Below are 15,497 nucleotides of genomic sequence, written 5' to 3' on the forward strand. Positions count from 1 at the left end.
ATATGAAGGCTATAAAAGAACTTGCCAAGAAGGTAATAAAATTACATCCGCAAACAGACGTTAAACCGCTCAAAAATCTTATTCATGTTGGCTCAGAACACCACGGTTACAAGGTCCCAGATAATTTTTTAAATAAAGACTCCATATGTTATTGCATAGGAGCTGGTGAGGACATCACATTTGATACCGAATTAAAAGTATTATATGACTCAAAAATTTTCATTTTTGACCCCATGCCAGAAGGTATAAATTACTTCATAAAATTAAAGGAAACTGTTGCCCGAGGAGAAACATTTGGTGTTTTTGATGACCCTGTATTTCAATACCGGATCAATTCTCAACAACTGGAAGAAATTACCTACGTAAATAAAGGGGTTTGGGACGAGAATACTATATTAAAGTTTTATGCACCTGATCTTGAAAACTACATATCTCATTCCGTCTATCTTTTTAAAGATTCAGGGGAATATATTGAAGCACCAGTAGATCGCCTGTCTAACTTTATGAAGGAATTTAATCATCCTACAGTAGATTTGGTAAAAATTGAAATCGAAGGTGCTGAGTATACTGTTATTGATACTATTGTTAAAGACAAACTCGATATTAAAGTCATCATGATAGAGTTTGATGAAGTCTACCATGCGAAAGGCTTAGGACATAAGTTAAGAATAAAGAAAGCTTGTACCCAACTTAAGAAAGCAGGTTATGTTTTAGTACACTCTACTTACATGCTAAAACGAACTTTTGTACGCGAGGATGTCTATCAACAGTTAAAGTCGATGGAATTATAGCATTTTTCTTTTTGATTTCTCCCAGGCTGCACTTTGATTTTTTCTAAAATATCTAAATATCCCTGCTATAACAGCGTAATTCATTACGCAAAAATAGTATGGGATAAATAGTGCTTTTATCCTGATGTTTCTTTGCTCAAAATACAAGCCTAACAGACTTAAAGCATAAAAAGAGGCTTGTAATGCAAAGAGAATCTGATAAAATAGAATTTGTGTTCGATAGGCGATTAAGGCATTTAAAATAAAAACGATAATCAATAAAAACGGAGTAATTGTCCACCTTAATACTCTATGACTTATATACTGAAAAGTGAAGACCGGGTAATAAAATGGGTTAGCAGCTCTTTTTAACCTTAAAATGGATTGAATTCCCCCGGCAGCAATTCTAATTTTTCGTTTTAATTCTTCGCTGGTATTTTCTGATGCGGTCTCCATAGCATAGGCATTAGCTTCGTAAGCAATTATGTAGCCTTTTTCAGCTATTCGCATGGCAATCATATGATCGTCTATTATGGTATCAGACTCAACGGGTTGGTAAAGAGCTGTCCTTATGCTAAATAGCTCCCCTGCTGCGCCAACATTGGAGTAAAGCTCATAATCCAATTTTTTAAGTAAGGATTCGTACTTCCAATAAAAGCCCTCACCTGCGGAGCTGGCATCGGCCTTCTCTGCTACGAGTATCCTTTTTTCTCCGGCAACGGCACCAACTTTAGGATTTTGATAATGCTTCACCAATTCAAGAATTGCATCCTCATTTAGGAACGTGTTGGCATCCGTAAAAACAATTACCTCGCTAGTCACAAAGGGGATCGCTCTTTTAATTGCAGCCATTTTCCCTGCTCGTAAATCCTGATGTAATAAGATAATCTCAGGATGCACCCGCACCTTATCTGGAGTTCTGTCAGTAGAGCCGTCTGTAACAAACATAATCTTGATCTTATCCTTAGGATAATTAAGTTGCAGCGAATTTGTTATTTTTTCATCTATCAGGTCTTCTTCATTGTAGGCTGCAATAACGAGGGTTACACTTGGTAAATTAACATTTGTCGCAAAATTAAATGGCTTTGCAAATAGCCGTTTAATTTTTACAAGGATAGATAATAGGAAACCATAACCTATAAAAGTGTATGCGACAAGAGAAAGACAGATCCAAAAAGCTACTACCATTTATTTTTTATATTTTAAAACCAAGTTTATCACTGTTTTTTGAATTTGTAAAATTCCACAATACACCTTTAAAAACCCATTTAATCAAATCTGATCGGCCTTTCAAAAGGTAAACTATAATCTGTTTGGGACATGCGATTAATGAATAATAAACACTAAAAAGAAAAGTATTTAAACCGCCAGTATTTCTTCTGATGAATAATATCCTATTCCTAGTCATAAAGTATGTTTTTAGGCTACTTTCTTTGCCAACACTTATAGACTCCTTATGATATACTCTTGTTTTTCCTGTGAACCAAATCTTTTTGCCCGCTTTTTTAAATTTCTCGCACCAATCCAACTCTTCATAATATAGAAAGAATTGTTCGGCCATTAACCCCACACTTTCCAGGTCAGCTTTCCGGCACATCATCGCAGCTCCATGGCAGTAGCCAGTTTCTCGACTGTCAGAGTTGTACTGGCCTTCGTCTCTTTCCATGCTTCCTATCCCTTTATTTCGGCATGTTAAGTAATTCATTTCTGTAAAACCTGCGTACTGTATAATATTAGGCTGCTCGTAATATAGAAGTAAAGGAGATATAATACCGATCTCTGGATATTGTTTAAATTCTGTAATTAATGTTTCAAGCAGCCCCTTAACAATCTCAGTATCATTATTGAGAAATAAAATATAATCACCTTTAGCTATTTTAACGCCTAAATTATTTCCACCTGCAAATCCTAAATTAACTGCTGACTTAATATAGATAAGATCCGGATAAACCTCTTTATAGGCATTTTCATGATCCTCTCTACTCCCATTATCCACCAGGATCACCTCAACATTATCAAGCTCAGTGTTGACTTTTACAGATTTAAGAAAATCAATTGTTACCTGCGGCTGATTAAAATTTACAGTGATTATCGAAGTGGTTTTCATATTGTAGTAAAAGTAATTCTTTTAGCTGTAAAACAGTAAGCTATTTGAAGATACAATACAGATCATTTCGTATTTTGATAGCGCTTGCCCCTAATGCTCGATATGAATTTAGGGCTTTAAACGAATATTTACATAAAAAACTATAAAAAACTTTACTAATAAATTACTTTCACAAAGTAAATCACAAACATATGCAAATGGGATAATATTTGAACTAAAAGTTACAAGTAACTAATATATTACCAATTTCATAAATATTATTATTCCTGTTATTATGATTTAATTCCTACTTTTGCGCAACGGGCTACAATCTCCTACCTAATAGATCTTTAATTAATAACCATGCGCATTGCTCATCTTATTTTAACTTATACAAATCCGTTCCAAACTGAAAGGATGATCAGAAATATGATGCATGAAGATTTCGACTTTTACATTCATGTTGACAAGAAGTTTGATATTAATCCCCACCTGTTCTTAAAGACCTTACCCAATGTTTATTTCATTAATAACAGAGTAGATGTTAAATGGGCTGGATTTAATACCGTTATAGCAACCTTTGCATCCATTAAAGAAATTCTTGCTACGGAAACAAAATATGATTTCATTAACCTATTAAGTGGTCAGGACTACCCTCTTAAACCAGCTGCTCAGTTAGCAACTTTTTTTGAACAAAATAAAGGTAAAGAGTTTATTAGTTTTAAGGATATAAAGAATGACTGGAAAGAAGGATTGATCCGAATGGAGCGCTACTTCCTCTCAAATTATAATTTTAAAGGAAAATTTACCTTAGAAAAAATTATCAATTTTGTAATGCCGCCAAAAAAAATACCTTACAATATGCATCCTTATGGTAAATCTATGTTCTGGATGCTTAGTCCAGAGGCTGCAATGTACGTTGTTGAAAAAGTTGAGAATGACAAAAAATTAATGCAATTCTTCTCTTTTTGTTGGGGAAGTGACGAATTCGTATTTCAAACTGTGTTAATGAACTCAAGTTATAAAGATAAGGTCATTAACGAAAATTACCGCTTTATAGATTGGTCGTTAGGTGGTGCGAATCCAAAAATTTTAGATGAAAATGACTTTAAACCAATTCAAGAATCTAATATGTTATTTGCCAGAAAAATGGACATGGTTAAAAGTTCAAAACTAATGAATCTAATAGACAGTAATCTTTTAACGCTCTTTGGTGTATTGACATGGCACATATAATTAACCTTACAACCTTTAAGGATACAAGAGGTATATTAACTGTATTAGATAAGGTTGTTGATTTTGAAATTAAACGCCTCTTTTACATTTACGCAGTTGATAATTCTGACCGTGGTGGCCACAGACACCACAATACCTATCAGGCTGCCATATGTATTCAAGGTTCTTGCCAGATCACTAATAATAATGGTAAGAAAACAGAAGTATTTGATTTAGACTCCCCAGAAAAATGTTTAATTTTAAAACCGGAGGATTGGCATATAATGCATGATTTTTCAACTGATGCTATTTTACTTGTACTAGCCTCTACTGCATTTGATCCAAAAGATTACATCTATGAACCATACGATAATCCCATATGAGAATTTAAAAACGCTCAATAAGCCTTTTGAAGATGAGCTAAAACAAAAGTTCTCGGATTTTTTGGATAAAGGCTGGTATATTCTGGGGGAAGAAGTTTCTTTATTTGAAAAGGAATTTGGCGACTTTCATAATGAAAAATATGTAGTAGGTGTTGCAAATGGATTGGATGCACTTATACTTTCGCTAAAGTGTTGTAATTTTAAAACAGGGGATGAAGTTATTGTTCCATCTAACACTTACATAGCTACTATTCTGGCCATATTACATTGCGGTTTAACACCTGTGTTTGTTGAGCCTGATATAGCCACTTACAACATTAATCCTGAAGAAATAAAGAAGGCGCTCACCAAGCGCACCGTAGCCATTATGCTTGTTCATTTATATGGCCAATGTTGTGACATGGACGCTATTACTTCGATCGCTAAAGAGAATAACCTAAAATTAATAGAAGATTGTGCGCAAGCACATGGTGCCACTTTTAAGGGACAGATTGCCGGTACATTTGGAGATTTTAGTGCTTTTAGCTTTTATCCCACTAAAAACTTAGGCGCATTAGGCGACGCAGGGGCAATCATCTGTAAATCTGAGGATGATTATAATACATTAAGGCAACTTAGAAACTACGGATCCGAGAAAAAGTACCACAATGGTATAGTGGGATACAATTCAAGATTAGATGAAATACAAGCTGCTTTCTTAAGAATAAAACTACCCCATCTACGAGAGATTAATGCGCATAAAAAAAAACTAGCTTCAATTTATCATTCAGGTTTAAGTAATGATTTTATAAAACCAGTAATCAATAGCGATTTTAAAAATGTATATCATATTTTTAATATAAGGCACCAGGAACGTGACAGACTTAAGGACTACTTGCTTGCCAACCATATTGGAACAGAAATACACTATCCGATTTCTCCGCATAGACAAAAAGCCTTAAAGGCTATGAATCATTTAAATTATCCGATTTCTTCTGAGATTCATAGGACAACATTGAGCCTTCCTTGTTCCTTTGCACACCAAACGGATGATATACACAGAGTAGTTGACGTTCTAAATAAGTTTAAATAACTAAATGTATGCACTATCTGATAAAAGAGTTTATCCCTCCCATCCTAAATACCTTAAGATGGTATAGCTTTAAATATGGATGGAAAGGACGATACAAAACCTACGAAGATGCAAAAGAAAAGTGCAGTGGCTATGACGAAAATCATATCTTACAAAGGATAATTGAGACGACCAGTAAGGTAAAAAAAGGAGAAGCAGCTTACGAGCGTGATGGAATTATTTATGATGAGGTAAAAATCAATTTCCACTTGTTGAATGTGCTCCTTCTGGTTTCTTCCAGAAATGGAAATAAATTAACTGTTATCGACTTCGGGGGATCATTAGGAACATCATACTATCAGAACATTGGTTATTTATCTCATTTAACCAGCCTAAACTGGTGTATTATTGAGCAACCTAAATTTGTAGAAACCGGCAAACAATCATTTGAAAATGAACATGTTAAATTTTTCAATTCAATAGAAGAATGTTTATCTAAACACCCTAACCCGGATTTAGTATTGATATCCAGCGTACTGCAGTATATACCAGAACCTTATGATCTCCTAAAAAAAATTCAATCTTATAACATCCCGAATCTTATGCTTGATTTAGTTGGGTATAATGATAAAGCTGAAGATAGAATCACGGTTCAGCATGTACCTCCCATTTTTTATGGCATTGAGGCCTCTTACCCTTGTACATTTTTTAATCGATCAAAATTAGAATCTCAGTTAAAAACCAACTATTCCAAAACATTTGATTTTATTTCAGAACAAGAAAGATACTACGTAGGACTCAAACCATTTAGATATGAGGGGTCATTTTGGCAGTTAAAGGCATAGTGTTACTTTTACATGAATGCTAGGACAGCCTTTTCATAAATAAAAATATGAATTGATTTTTATTAGCTTTGTTAATACCGAATAACATTCATCAATACTTTATCAAGTTCAAATTTTTTTCCCTTTTTATGATTGAATCAATAACTCAGAAATTTAAGAATCTTAAGAGTAATTTAAACATAAAAAGAACCCTTGTGTTAGTGTGGAAAGCAGCAAAGGGTTGGATGATCATTTCAATAACAATGATTGTAGTCGAAACATTTTTGTTTTTGGGTTCTATTTATGCGCTAAAAATCCTGATTGATAAAGTTGCTCACATCAATTCAATAGCTCAAAATTCAGAGGCATTAATAATAAAGCATGTTCTGATTGCTGCTGCTTTCTCTGTATTGTATGCTATTGCAAAAGCTTTTTCTGCTTATGTAACTGAAGTTCAAGCTACGAAGGTTGCAAACTATATGGATGAAAAAATCCATCAAAAGGCCATAGAGATGGATCTTTCCCGCTACGAAAGTCCAGATTATTACGATATCCTAAAACGTGCGAAGGACGCTGGTTCAGATCGGCCAAACCTCGTAATTACGACAATTATGGAAATCGCAAAAAACCTGCTTAACCTTTTTGCTGTAGCCTCCCTATTTATAACCATCAATTGGTTCTTACTTCCCCTTCTGGTTATTTTTGTACTTCCAACCCTTTTTGTACGTATATATTTTGCCAACAAGCAGAATATGTGGCGTTTAAAGCATACTGAACTTGAACGTAAATCTTCGTATTTAAGTAATCTTATTACTTCTGATGTCTCCGCTAAAGAAATAAGAAGTTTTAATCTAGGTTATTACTTTAAAAACCTATACCAAGTAATTAGAATCGAGGTTTTACATCAAAAACTGAAACTTACTTACAAGAGAACATTAAACGAAACTATCACTTCCTCGATTGCAACTATAGGCTTTTTCACCTGTATTGGCTATATATCGGTAGGAACTGTCCGAGGTACAACCAGTGTTGGTGACATCGCCTTGTTTCTTATCATTTTTCCCCAATCATTCTCACTAATTCAAAACGTCTCTTCTGGAATATCAATTCTATATCACAATAATATATTCATTAATAGCATATTTGAACTATTTGATCTCAAGCCAAGCTTTACAAATACGGATGAATCGGTGCCTATACCTACAGATAAGGAACTTGACCTTGAACTTGAAGATGTTAGCTTTACTTACCCACATGCTAAAAAGCCTACACTAAGCAAAATCAATATTAAAATCCCATCCGGAAAAATTATTGCTATAGTAGGCCTAAATGGAGCCGGGAAATCCACTTTAATAAAACTTTTGTGCAGATTATACGACCCTATATCAGGAAGTTTAAAATTAGGTAAAATTGACATCCGAAAATTTGAGATGGAAGCATATAGAAAGCAATTGAGTGCTGTTTTTCAGGACTTTTCTAAATATAATGTTTCTGCTGCCGATAATATTAGATTTGGAGATCTTGACAAAAAATACGAAGAAGAAAATATCATTGCCGCATCTAAAAACTCGGGGGCCCATCTTTTTATTGAAAAATTTCCTAAAGGCTATCAAACAATGATGGGTAGATTATTCGAAGACGGTCATGAAGTAAGCATCGGTCAATGGCAAAAATTAGCAATTGCCAGAGCATTATATAGTGAATCTAGGTTTATCATACTTGATGAGGCAACCAGTGCTTTAGATGCTATTGCTGAAAAAGAATTGTTTGACGCTTTCAGAAAGCATATTGGAAGCCGGGCAGCCTTAATTATCAGTCACAGGCACTCTGCCGTTAAGCATGCAGATTATATCTATGTACTTTCTGGAGGCTCGATAGTACAGGAAGGTACTGATGAACAATTGCTAGAAATGGATGGCGATTATGCCAAATTGTTTAATGAACATAAATCAAAGTCTAAGGTATGACGAAGGGCAATATCGAAAACTCCGTTCTAAAAGGGATACGGTATCTTCAGGATCATCAGTATCCTAATGGCGAATTCTGTTGTTACATTGGACAGGATGATGAGATGAAAATGTGTATTACACAAAGCAATATCTTTCCTACTTCACTGATTTCCTACTCTATACTTCATTTAAGACACATCCCAGAAGCAAGTGAAATCCTTGATAAAGCCTGTGCTTTTCTGCAGTACCAGGCCATGCGTGGCGGTGTTTGGAATAACTTCACTATTTTAAATCCATTGTTTCGCATATGCCCACCAGATGTAGATAATACCGTTTGTGCGTCTTTGGTACTTCAAAAGTTAGATAAACATCATCATCCTAATAAAGAATTGGTTCTTGCGAACCGTAATGAAACAGGATTATTTTATACCTGGTTTACATTAAGGCCGAAGTTTAACCGGATGAAGAATTACTGGCTCCTTAGTCTGAGGGAATTTAAACATCCTATAGGAACTTTCCTTTTCTGGAAAAACACAGAAGCCACAAGATATGATGTTGATGCTGCCGTAAATGCAAATATTTTATACTATTTGGGATTAAATGAGCAGACAGCACCTATTGTTGATTATATGTTGGATATCATTGCAAAGAAAAAAGAAAATGATTGCGATTCTTGGTATTGCAACCCATTTACCATTTATTATTTTTTCTCCAGAAATTATAAAGCTGGGATCCAGGAATTGGAACCTGCTGCAAAAGCAATAGTTGAGCGTATACTTGGGACATTAAAAGATGATCATTCAATTGGAGAAAGTATACTTGACACAGCTTTAGGTGTCATATCACTGATCAATTGCGGATACCATTCTATATTACTAGAAAAGACTATTGAATATATCATTGATCAACAAAAACACTCGGGAGGTTGGCACAGATGGGCCGTTTATTACGGAGGGCCTAAAAAGCGATTGACTTATGGATCAGAAGAAATGACCACAGGTTTTTGCCTGGAGGCTTTAGCGCTTTATAATTTACAATTGCAAGAAGGAAATATTAACCATTCGGATTATTTAGAATTAACTTGAAAAATACAGATCATAAAAAAATAGCACTAGTCACATTCTGCATCGATGATTGGGGTGGAAGTGAAGAACTTTGGGCCCTGGCTATTCCTTTTCTTAAGAATGGGACTTCGCTAACCTTATATAAAGCCCGTATAAACAGGTCTCATCCAGAGATCATCAAGCTGATTAATCAAAATATTGAGCTTATTGAATTGGATCCACAACTTTCCTTAAAAAAGAGAGTAATGCGCAAGGTAAGCCGTCTCATACAAAAAATTGGCTTAGAAGAGTACAGAGACAACCACAGCTTGTATAAATTTCATCATGAAATAAAAAATTCCATCCCTGAACTAGTTATCATTGCTCAAGGTATAAATTTTGATGGTCTATCTTACGCTTATCAATGTTATTTGCTAAAAATCCCCTATGTTATTATAGCCCAAAAAGCAGTTGATTTTTACTGGCCCTATCCTACTGATAGGGACTATATGAGAAAAACATTGGTAAATGCCAATAAATGCTATTTCGTATCACACCATAATAAACGCCTTACGGAAGAACAATTTGGTATCAGATTAGAAAATAGTGAGGTTGTCTTTAATCCAATCAAAACAAAACGTCAAATAATCCCCTTCCCACCAATTGATACCGGTTATCGACTGGCTTGTATTGCACGTCTATTTATTATTGATAAGGGGCAAGATATTCTTTTACGGATACTGAATACAGAAAAATGGAGACAGCGACCAATCACAGTTTCATTTATAGGATCTGGTCATGATGAACAAGCAATAAGAGACCTGGCAAACCTTTTAGACCTTCAAAATGTAGAATTTGTAGGCTTTAGTGACAATATTGAAGATTTATGGAAGAATTATCATGCACTGATTTTACCTTCCAGAAGCGAAGGTCTTCCATTATCAATGATAGAGGCCATGTCCTTAGGTAGGACCGTTATTGTAAGTAATGCAGGTGGTAATGCGGAAATCATTGACAATGGTATAAATGGCTTTATTGGGGATGCAACTGAAAAAGATTTTGAAAGTGCTATGGATAAGGCATGGGAAATGCGAGAAGAGTGGCCGGAAATAGGGAAAAAGGCTTATTTACATATTAAAAATCATTTACCTGCATCCCCGGAGACTGAGTTTGCGACTAGTATAAATAACTTATTAGATGGCTAATAACCTGTCAATTATACGGTCTTCTGAATGGTGGGAATACAAACTTCCACCACTACTTGCTATTGGATATGCCACAGCAATCAAATCTGATGGCCAATTTATAAAATCTATACCACATCTTTTATTTCTCTTATTTTCATTAATTATTGGCGCTGCTTACGTAAGTATCATCAATGATATAACGGATATTGATGACGATGCAGCCAGTGGAAAATCCAATAGGATTGCCAGGGTTAACCCAAAAGTTAGATGGGTATTTCCAACATTATGTTTGTTAGCAGGAGGATTGTGCTGTTATTATCTTTATCCTGATTGGTTATCTATCCTTTTATATACTATACCATGGATCTGTTTCAGCTTGTATTCTTTCCGGCCGATAAGATTGAAAAACAGAGGGTTATTGGGCGTTTTGGCCGATGCTAGTGGCTCACATATTTTCACAAGTCTACTGATGATCAGCAGCATTAGTTTCATAACAAACCAATCCGTTGACTGGTTGTGGTTTATAAGTACTGGAGTTTGGGCATTATGTTATGGGGTAAGAGGTATCCTATGGCATCAGTTTTATGATCGGAAAAATGATATCCAAGCCCAGCTAAATACCTTTGCAGTATATACTGATCCAAAACTGTTTAGAACTAGAGAAGTCGTCATTTTCACTATAGAGCTATTGGCAATGACCATCATGTTATTTTGTATACACTATCTCCTCCCAATCATAGCCTTATTTGTTTATCTGCTTGTGGCATTTAGCAGAACATATAAGCTAAACTATACCCCAGTTATCATTATAGCGCCAGAAAACCATCCCTACCACATATTGATGGCTGATTTTTATCAAGTGTATTTTCCACTATCCTTATTGTGCACCGCAGCCATAAATGAGCCATATGTTTTTATTATACTGATCATACATTTAGCCTTATTCCCTAAAAAAACAATCACATCTTTAAAAGATTTAAAGATTCTGCTTTCCATGAGGTAATTTTATCTGTTTTTCCATTGCCGTAATAGCTGATATTCCTATCTTAGTAAGATAAATTGCTGCTCCCCCTCTTAACTAAGATATTAATGGACATTCAGAAACTTGTAACCATAATAATTCCAACCTATAATAGAGCTACAAAAATTTCAGATGCAATACAAAGTGCGTTAAATCAAACCTATCAGCATACGCAAATTATAGTAATTGACGATGGCTCAACTGACAATACCGTTGAAATATTAAAGAAATACCCTGAGATTGAATATTACTATAAAGAAAATGGAGGACAGGCATCTGCAAGAAATCTTGGTTTAAAAAATGCAAAGGGTTCAATAATTGCTTCACTTGATTCTGATGACATTTGGTATCCGGATTTCTTAACTAAATGTGTAGAAAAATTAGAATCAGAACAACTGGACTTTGTATTTGCCAACTGGAATCAGGAAACTAGAGAAGGAAATAATTGGGACTTTCTAATCAATGATCCTTTTCTAAAACCTTACTTCAAAAAGAAAATTGGTCATTGGGTTAACTTAGAATATAGAGAAACCCGAGATCTTTATATTAAGGCCTGCCCCTCTCCCTCTTCCTCGGTAGTGATGCGTAAATCTTCTATAATCTCTGGTTGGGATGAAAAAATTAAGATCGGTGATGATTGGTGCATGTATTTAGACATGATTTTAAGCAAAGAGTGTCATATCGCATTTACACTCGAGAAACTGTGGAATAAAAGAATTGACGATATAAATATATATGATGGGAGAAAATGGAGTGAAGTGCTTGAATTTTTGTACGTAGCAGATTTAAAAAGAAAAATGGCGAGGTTTAACCATTTGCTAACTAAAATTGAATTAAAGTTACTTCAGGAAAGATACATGGCAAGTTTAGTTGAACTTTCAAAGCATAATCTAGTTCGTAGGTTCAAGGTTTTGACATCTTTCAACTTGCTTGGAGAGTCTTTAGCTATGAATATTCCTTTCACTTTAAAAACTATCCCCAGCGTATTGCTAAAAAGTTTGCAAAATAAAATAAAAAGCTAAGCTTCTCTAATTTTATCCGGGGGATAAAGTACAAAAGAAAAAGGATTAGGAACAGGGCTTTTATAAGGACTGTACAAGCCCAAATACTTAACTATTTTAGTTTCATCAGCTTTATTTATGAAAAAATCAGTGGACAATAAGTAATACTTGAGCAGCTCGAAATAGGAATTTGCTTTATCTGGCCTGATGTTTAAGTAATACATGGCTTTCCATTTTAATTTCTCCATCAAGTTGTTACTTGGATATTGAAAGTAATCATTAACATATTTCTCTACGCTCCCCTCCTCCAGTTTTAAATAATGAAACTCTCGTTTAATTAGCAAAACCGCATATTCCTTAACTGTAGAAGATAAAAAATAAGCGGAAGCGGGAATCGCTATTCCCCCGGCACCTACACCAATAAGCAATAAAAATCTTCTTCTTTTCATAGCTAAAATGTTTTGTCGGCAGCAAATAAAGATAAAGCCGATAATGTTAATGTTGGATTTGAAGCACTATAAGTAGTAAAAGCTCCTGCCCCAAGAACAAATAGATTTCGATATTGATGATGGATAAGATGCTTATCTACAACGCCAAGCTTAGGGTCGCTACTCATCCTTGTTCCCCCAATTATATGTCCTTCATTAGGGAATGGTTCTAGATATTTCAGTTTTTCTACCGGTAAACATGAAAGGATTCCGGGTAATTTTTCTTTCATATTTTCAATCCCTTTTAATACATATTCAGACCTACCATTAAAATTAACTTCTGGAATCAATTTATTTGAGGTCGTAGTTATATAGTTCTTATCTTGAGGTAAATCTTCGAACAGTAAACGAAAACTTGCTATATTAAGCCATTTTCCGCGCTCTAACCGAATGTTATAGGGTGCATTACTAACTTCCATTAAACAAGCGGCAAAATCCTTTCTATGCGCCCCGTCATACAACATATAACCGTTTGCATTTACCCAGGTACTTCCGCCAACATTGCTCATGTTATCTAGATATATAAGCACTTGCATTCCCAGTTGCTCCCCAAAACCTCTACCCGTCAATGGATTCTTATCACCAGCATTTAATAAAATATTTGTATTAAAAAACGGATTTGCTCCTAATGCCACAACTTCAGCAGAGGCCTTATATTCCTTATCGTCCTTGATGTAATAAATCTTACGAACAACGTCATTTGCCGTTTCCAAACTATATACCTGAGCACCGTACACCAATTCTATTCTATGGTCCTCGTATACACCTATGTTAGAATTTTCAATTGTAAATTTGGCATTAACCGGGCAAGTATCGCATGTACTAGAAGCCATACATGAATTTCTACTCGATGTACTGCGACTTGCTCTTGCTGTTGGTTGGCTTATATACTGATTTCCATATGTTTTATGTAATATTTTATCAACGAGACTAAATGTATGTGGAGGCAGAGGATATTTTCCTTTTCTAGGGAAGGGTGTCCCCTCAGGACCTGAGACTGACATCAGCTCTTCAGCTTCGTAATAATAAGCATCTAAATCATTGTAATCTACGGGCCAATCTTGCTCAATGCCATAAAGCGTCTTCATTTTGAAATCCGATGGCATAAATCGAGGCGTACATCCCCACCAACAATTAGAACAGCCGCCATAACCAGTCGTAAATGGCCATCTTTTTTCAGTGTTTATATTATTTATCGCATTCTCCCATGGCTCCTCAAATTTTTGATAGGCAGAATACTCCCCTCTTTTAACTTTAAGTCTTTCCGCATGCGGATATAAATTCCCCCTTTCGAGTACAAGAACCCGTTTACTTTGGCCAACTTTAGACAAATATTTCTTTAAAAAAAAGCTTGAAGCGAAGCCCGTACCAACAACTATTAAATCATATTCATTGTTCTGCATCAGCATATATATGTTAAAAAATTAGAAAGTCCCATTTACTAATAGGTATAATTGTTTGCATTCTGTAAGAACCAATGTAACCATGGAATCTCTACAAACATTAGAACGCATAGCAAAATAGTGAATAAGATGAGGTAAATCATAAACCATTTCCGTGTATATAATTTTTCTGATCCTTGTACAGGCGAATCATTCAACAACCCTATTCTTAGGTACCACGAAAATAACAATGCAAAGAAGGGAAAGCTTACCAAAAGTTCAATTCGATCTTTTATCAGAAAAATACCCATAAAAAAAGCGCAGGTAATTCCATAAAAAAACATAGAAACCAATAAACTATTTTCAGAATAATGTTTAAAAGACTTTCTGTACCGTCCTGCAATTTCAGCATCGCCGATTAACCTATACTCAGCAAAACGCTTGGTAGCCATCAAAAATGCTCCTCCCATCCAATACGCGATAATAATACTCACTGGTGGAAAAGTATTAATCCAATCCAAATCCCATTTAGTATTAGGCATACCTAAGGCTGGAGTAAAAATAAACCATCCAGCTGCAAACCTTATCGGATTATTAACAGATTCACTAAGGACATCTAAAAAAACTCTATCCTTACTTCTAAACGGCTTTACATTATATACAACACCCATAATAAGTAATAGCCCCGCCATAGATAGAAATTTAAGCGAAACTGCATGTGCCAAAACTATCCCAACAATCGCTAAAATTACATACTCTGTATAAACAAATATTGGATTTACAACTCGGACAACTGCAGATCTTTTCTTTTTTAATGGATGATACCTATCAAAACGTGCATCCAAATATTCATTTATAACATAATTGGCAGACGCTATAAGACAGATACTTACTATACCTAAAATAATTTTCGAAACCAAGAATAAATCCATAGGTGTATGGAATATAGACAATGCGAACAGCATCCCGGGCACCATAAAAAGGTTTTTCACCCAATTATCAGGTCTGGCAATGGCAATATAATCTCTTAGTTTAGCACGTTTTTCCTTAATATCCTGATCGATAATTCCATCTTCAGGTAAAGGTATATTATTCAT

At 34.9% G+C, this 15,497-nt stretch carries 15 protein-coding genes; 10 read left to right on the plus strand and 5 right to left on the minus strand.

What is annotated here, in order from left to right:
• The first annotated feature begins 2 nt into the window (after positions 1–2).
• A complete protein-coding gene (locus EZ444_RS10425; RefSeq protein ID WP_131608669.1) occupies positions 3–791 on the plus strand; it encodes an FkbM family methyltransferase in 789 nt (262 codons plus the stop codon).
• Here the strand turns inward: EZ444_RS10425 and EZ444_RS10430 are convergent.
• Together EZ444_RS10430 and EZ444_RS10435 are read right to left on the minus strand one after the other, a co-directional pair.
• Entirely contained in the window at positions 786–1,958 is a 1,173-nt protein-coding gene (locus tag EZ444_RS10430; protein ID WP_131608670.1) for a glycosyltransferase family 2 protein, read from the minus strand. The genes EZ444_RS10425 and EZ444_RS10430 overlap by 6 nt on opposite strands.
• A gap of 7 nt (positions 1,959–1,965) precedes the next feature.
• Positions 1,966–2,877, minus strand: coding sequence for a glycosyltransferase family 2 protein (locus tag EZ444_RS10435; RefSeq protein WP_131608671.1), 912 nt, complete (start codon positions 2,875–2,877; stop codon positions 1,966–1,968).
• A 342-nt stretch (positions 2,878–3,219) separates the two neighbouring features.
• On the opposite strand from EZ444_RS10435, the gene EZ444_RS10440 reads away from it, so the two are divergent.
• From EZ444_RS10440 to EZ444_RS10480, 9 genes are all read left to right on the plus strand, one after another.
• Complete coding sequence (locus EZ444_RS10440) at positions 3,220–4,092, plus strand: beta-1,6-N-acetylglucosaminyltransferase (RefSeq protein WP_131608672.1); 873 nt, start codon at positions 3,220–3,222, stop codon at positions 4,090–4,092.
• On the plus strand, positions 4,080–4,454 hold the full coding sequence (locus tag EZ444_RS10445; protein ID WP_131608673.1) for a sugar 3,4-ketoisomerase: 375 nt from the start codon (positions 4,080–4,082) through the stop codon (positions 4,452–4,454). Before EZ444_RS10440 ends, EZ444_RS10445 begins: the two co-directional genes overlap by 13 nt.
• Positions 4,429–5,526, plus strand: a complete 1,098-nt coding sequence (locus EZ444_RS10450; RefSeq protein WP_131608674.1) for a DegT/DnrJ/EryC1/StrS family aminotransferase — start codon at positions 4,429–4,431, stop codon at positions 5,524–5,526. The genes EZ444_RS10445 and EZ444_RS10450 overlap by 26 nt, the downstream gene beginning before the upstream one ends.
• Before the next feature lie 8 nt (positions 5,527–5,534).
• Positions 5,535–6,350 (plus strand): methyltransferase, TIGR04325 family, encoded by an 816-nt coding sequence (locus EZ444_RS10455; RefSeq protein ID WP_131608675.1) that lies wholly within the window; start codon positions 5,535–5,537, stop codon positions 6,348–6,350.
• Positions 6,351–6,478: 128 nt separating this feature from the next.
• On the plus strand, positions 6,479–8,296 hold the full coding sequence (locus EZ444_RS10460; RefSeq protein ID WP_131608676.1) for an ABC transporter ATP-binding protein: 1,818 nt from the start codon (positions 6,479–6,481) through the stop codon (positions 8,294–8,296).
• Positions 8,293–9,363: a prenyltransferase/squalene oxidase repeat-containing protein gene (locus tag EZ444_RS10465; protein ID WP_131608677.1), complete on the plus strand. Its 1,071-nt coding sequence runs from the start codon at positions 8,293–8,295 to the stop codon at positions 9,361–9,363. Before EZ444_RS10460 ends, EZ444_RS10465 begins: the two co-directional genes overlap by 4 nt.
• Positions 9,360–10,526: a glycosyltransferase family 4 protein gene (locus tag EZ444_RS10470; protein ID WP_131608678.1), complete on the plus strand. Its 1,167-nt coding sequence runs from the start codon at positions 9,360–9,362 to the stop codon at positions 10,524–10,526. The genes EZ444_RS10465 and EZ444_RS10470 overlap by 4 nt, the downstream gene beginning before the upstream one ends.
• The gene (locus EZ444_RS10475; RefSeq protein ID WP_131608679.1) at positions 10,519–11,511 is read left to right on the plus strand and encodes a UbiA family prenyltransferase; all 993 of its coding nucleotides are present in this window, start codon (positions 10,519–10,521) and stop codon (positions 11,509–11,511) included. The genes EZ444_RS10470 and EZ444_RS10475 overlap by 8 nt, the downstream gene beginning before the upstream one ends.
• A gap of 86 nt (positions 11,512–11,597) precedes the next feature.
• Positions 11,598–12,551, plus strand: a complete 954-nt coding sequence (locus EZ444_RS10480; protein ID WP_131608680.1) for a glycosyltransferase family 2 protein — start codon at positions 11,598–11,600, stop codon at positions 12,549–12,551.
• Here EZ444_RS10480 and EZ444_RS10485 read toward each other — a convergent pair.
• The 3 genes from EZ444_RS10485 to EZ444_RS10495 are packed head-to-tail and all read right to left on the minus strand — an operon-like array spanning position 12,548 to position 15,497.
• Entirely contained in the window at positions 12,548–12,979 is a 432-nt protein-coding gene (locus EZ444_RS10485) for a hypothetical protein (RefSeq protein WP_131608681.1), read from the minus strand. The genes EZ444_RS10480 and EZ444_RS10485 overlap by 4 nt on opposite strands.
• 2 nt (positions 12,980–12,981) lie before the next feature.
• Positions 12,982–14,421, minus strand: a complete 1,440-nt coding sequence (locus EZ444_RS10490) for a GMC oxidoreductase (protein ID WP_131608682.1) — start codon at positions 14,419–14,421, stop codon at positions 12,982–12,984.
• Between the two features lie 38 nt (positions 14,422–14,459).
• Positions 14,460–15,497 (minus strand): UbiA prenyltransferase family protein, encoded by a 1,038-nt coding sequence (locus EZ444_RS10495; RefSeq protein WP_131608683.1) that lies wholly within the window; start codon positions 15,495–15,497, stop codon positions 14,460–14,462.

The sequence above is a fragment of the Pedobacter hiemivivus genome (assembly GCF_004331685.1).
In the GTDB taxonomy this organism is placed as follows: Bacteria; Bacteroidota; Bacteroidia; order Sphingobacteriales; family Sphingobacteriaceae; genus Pedobacter; species Pedobacter hiemivivus.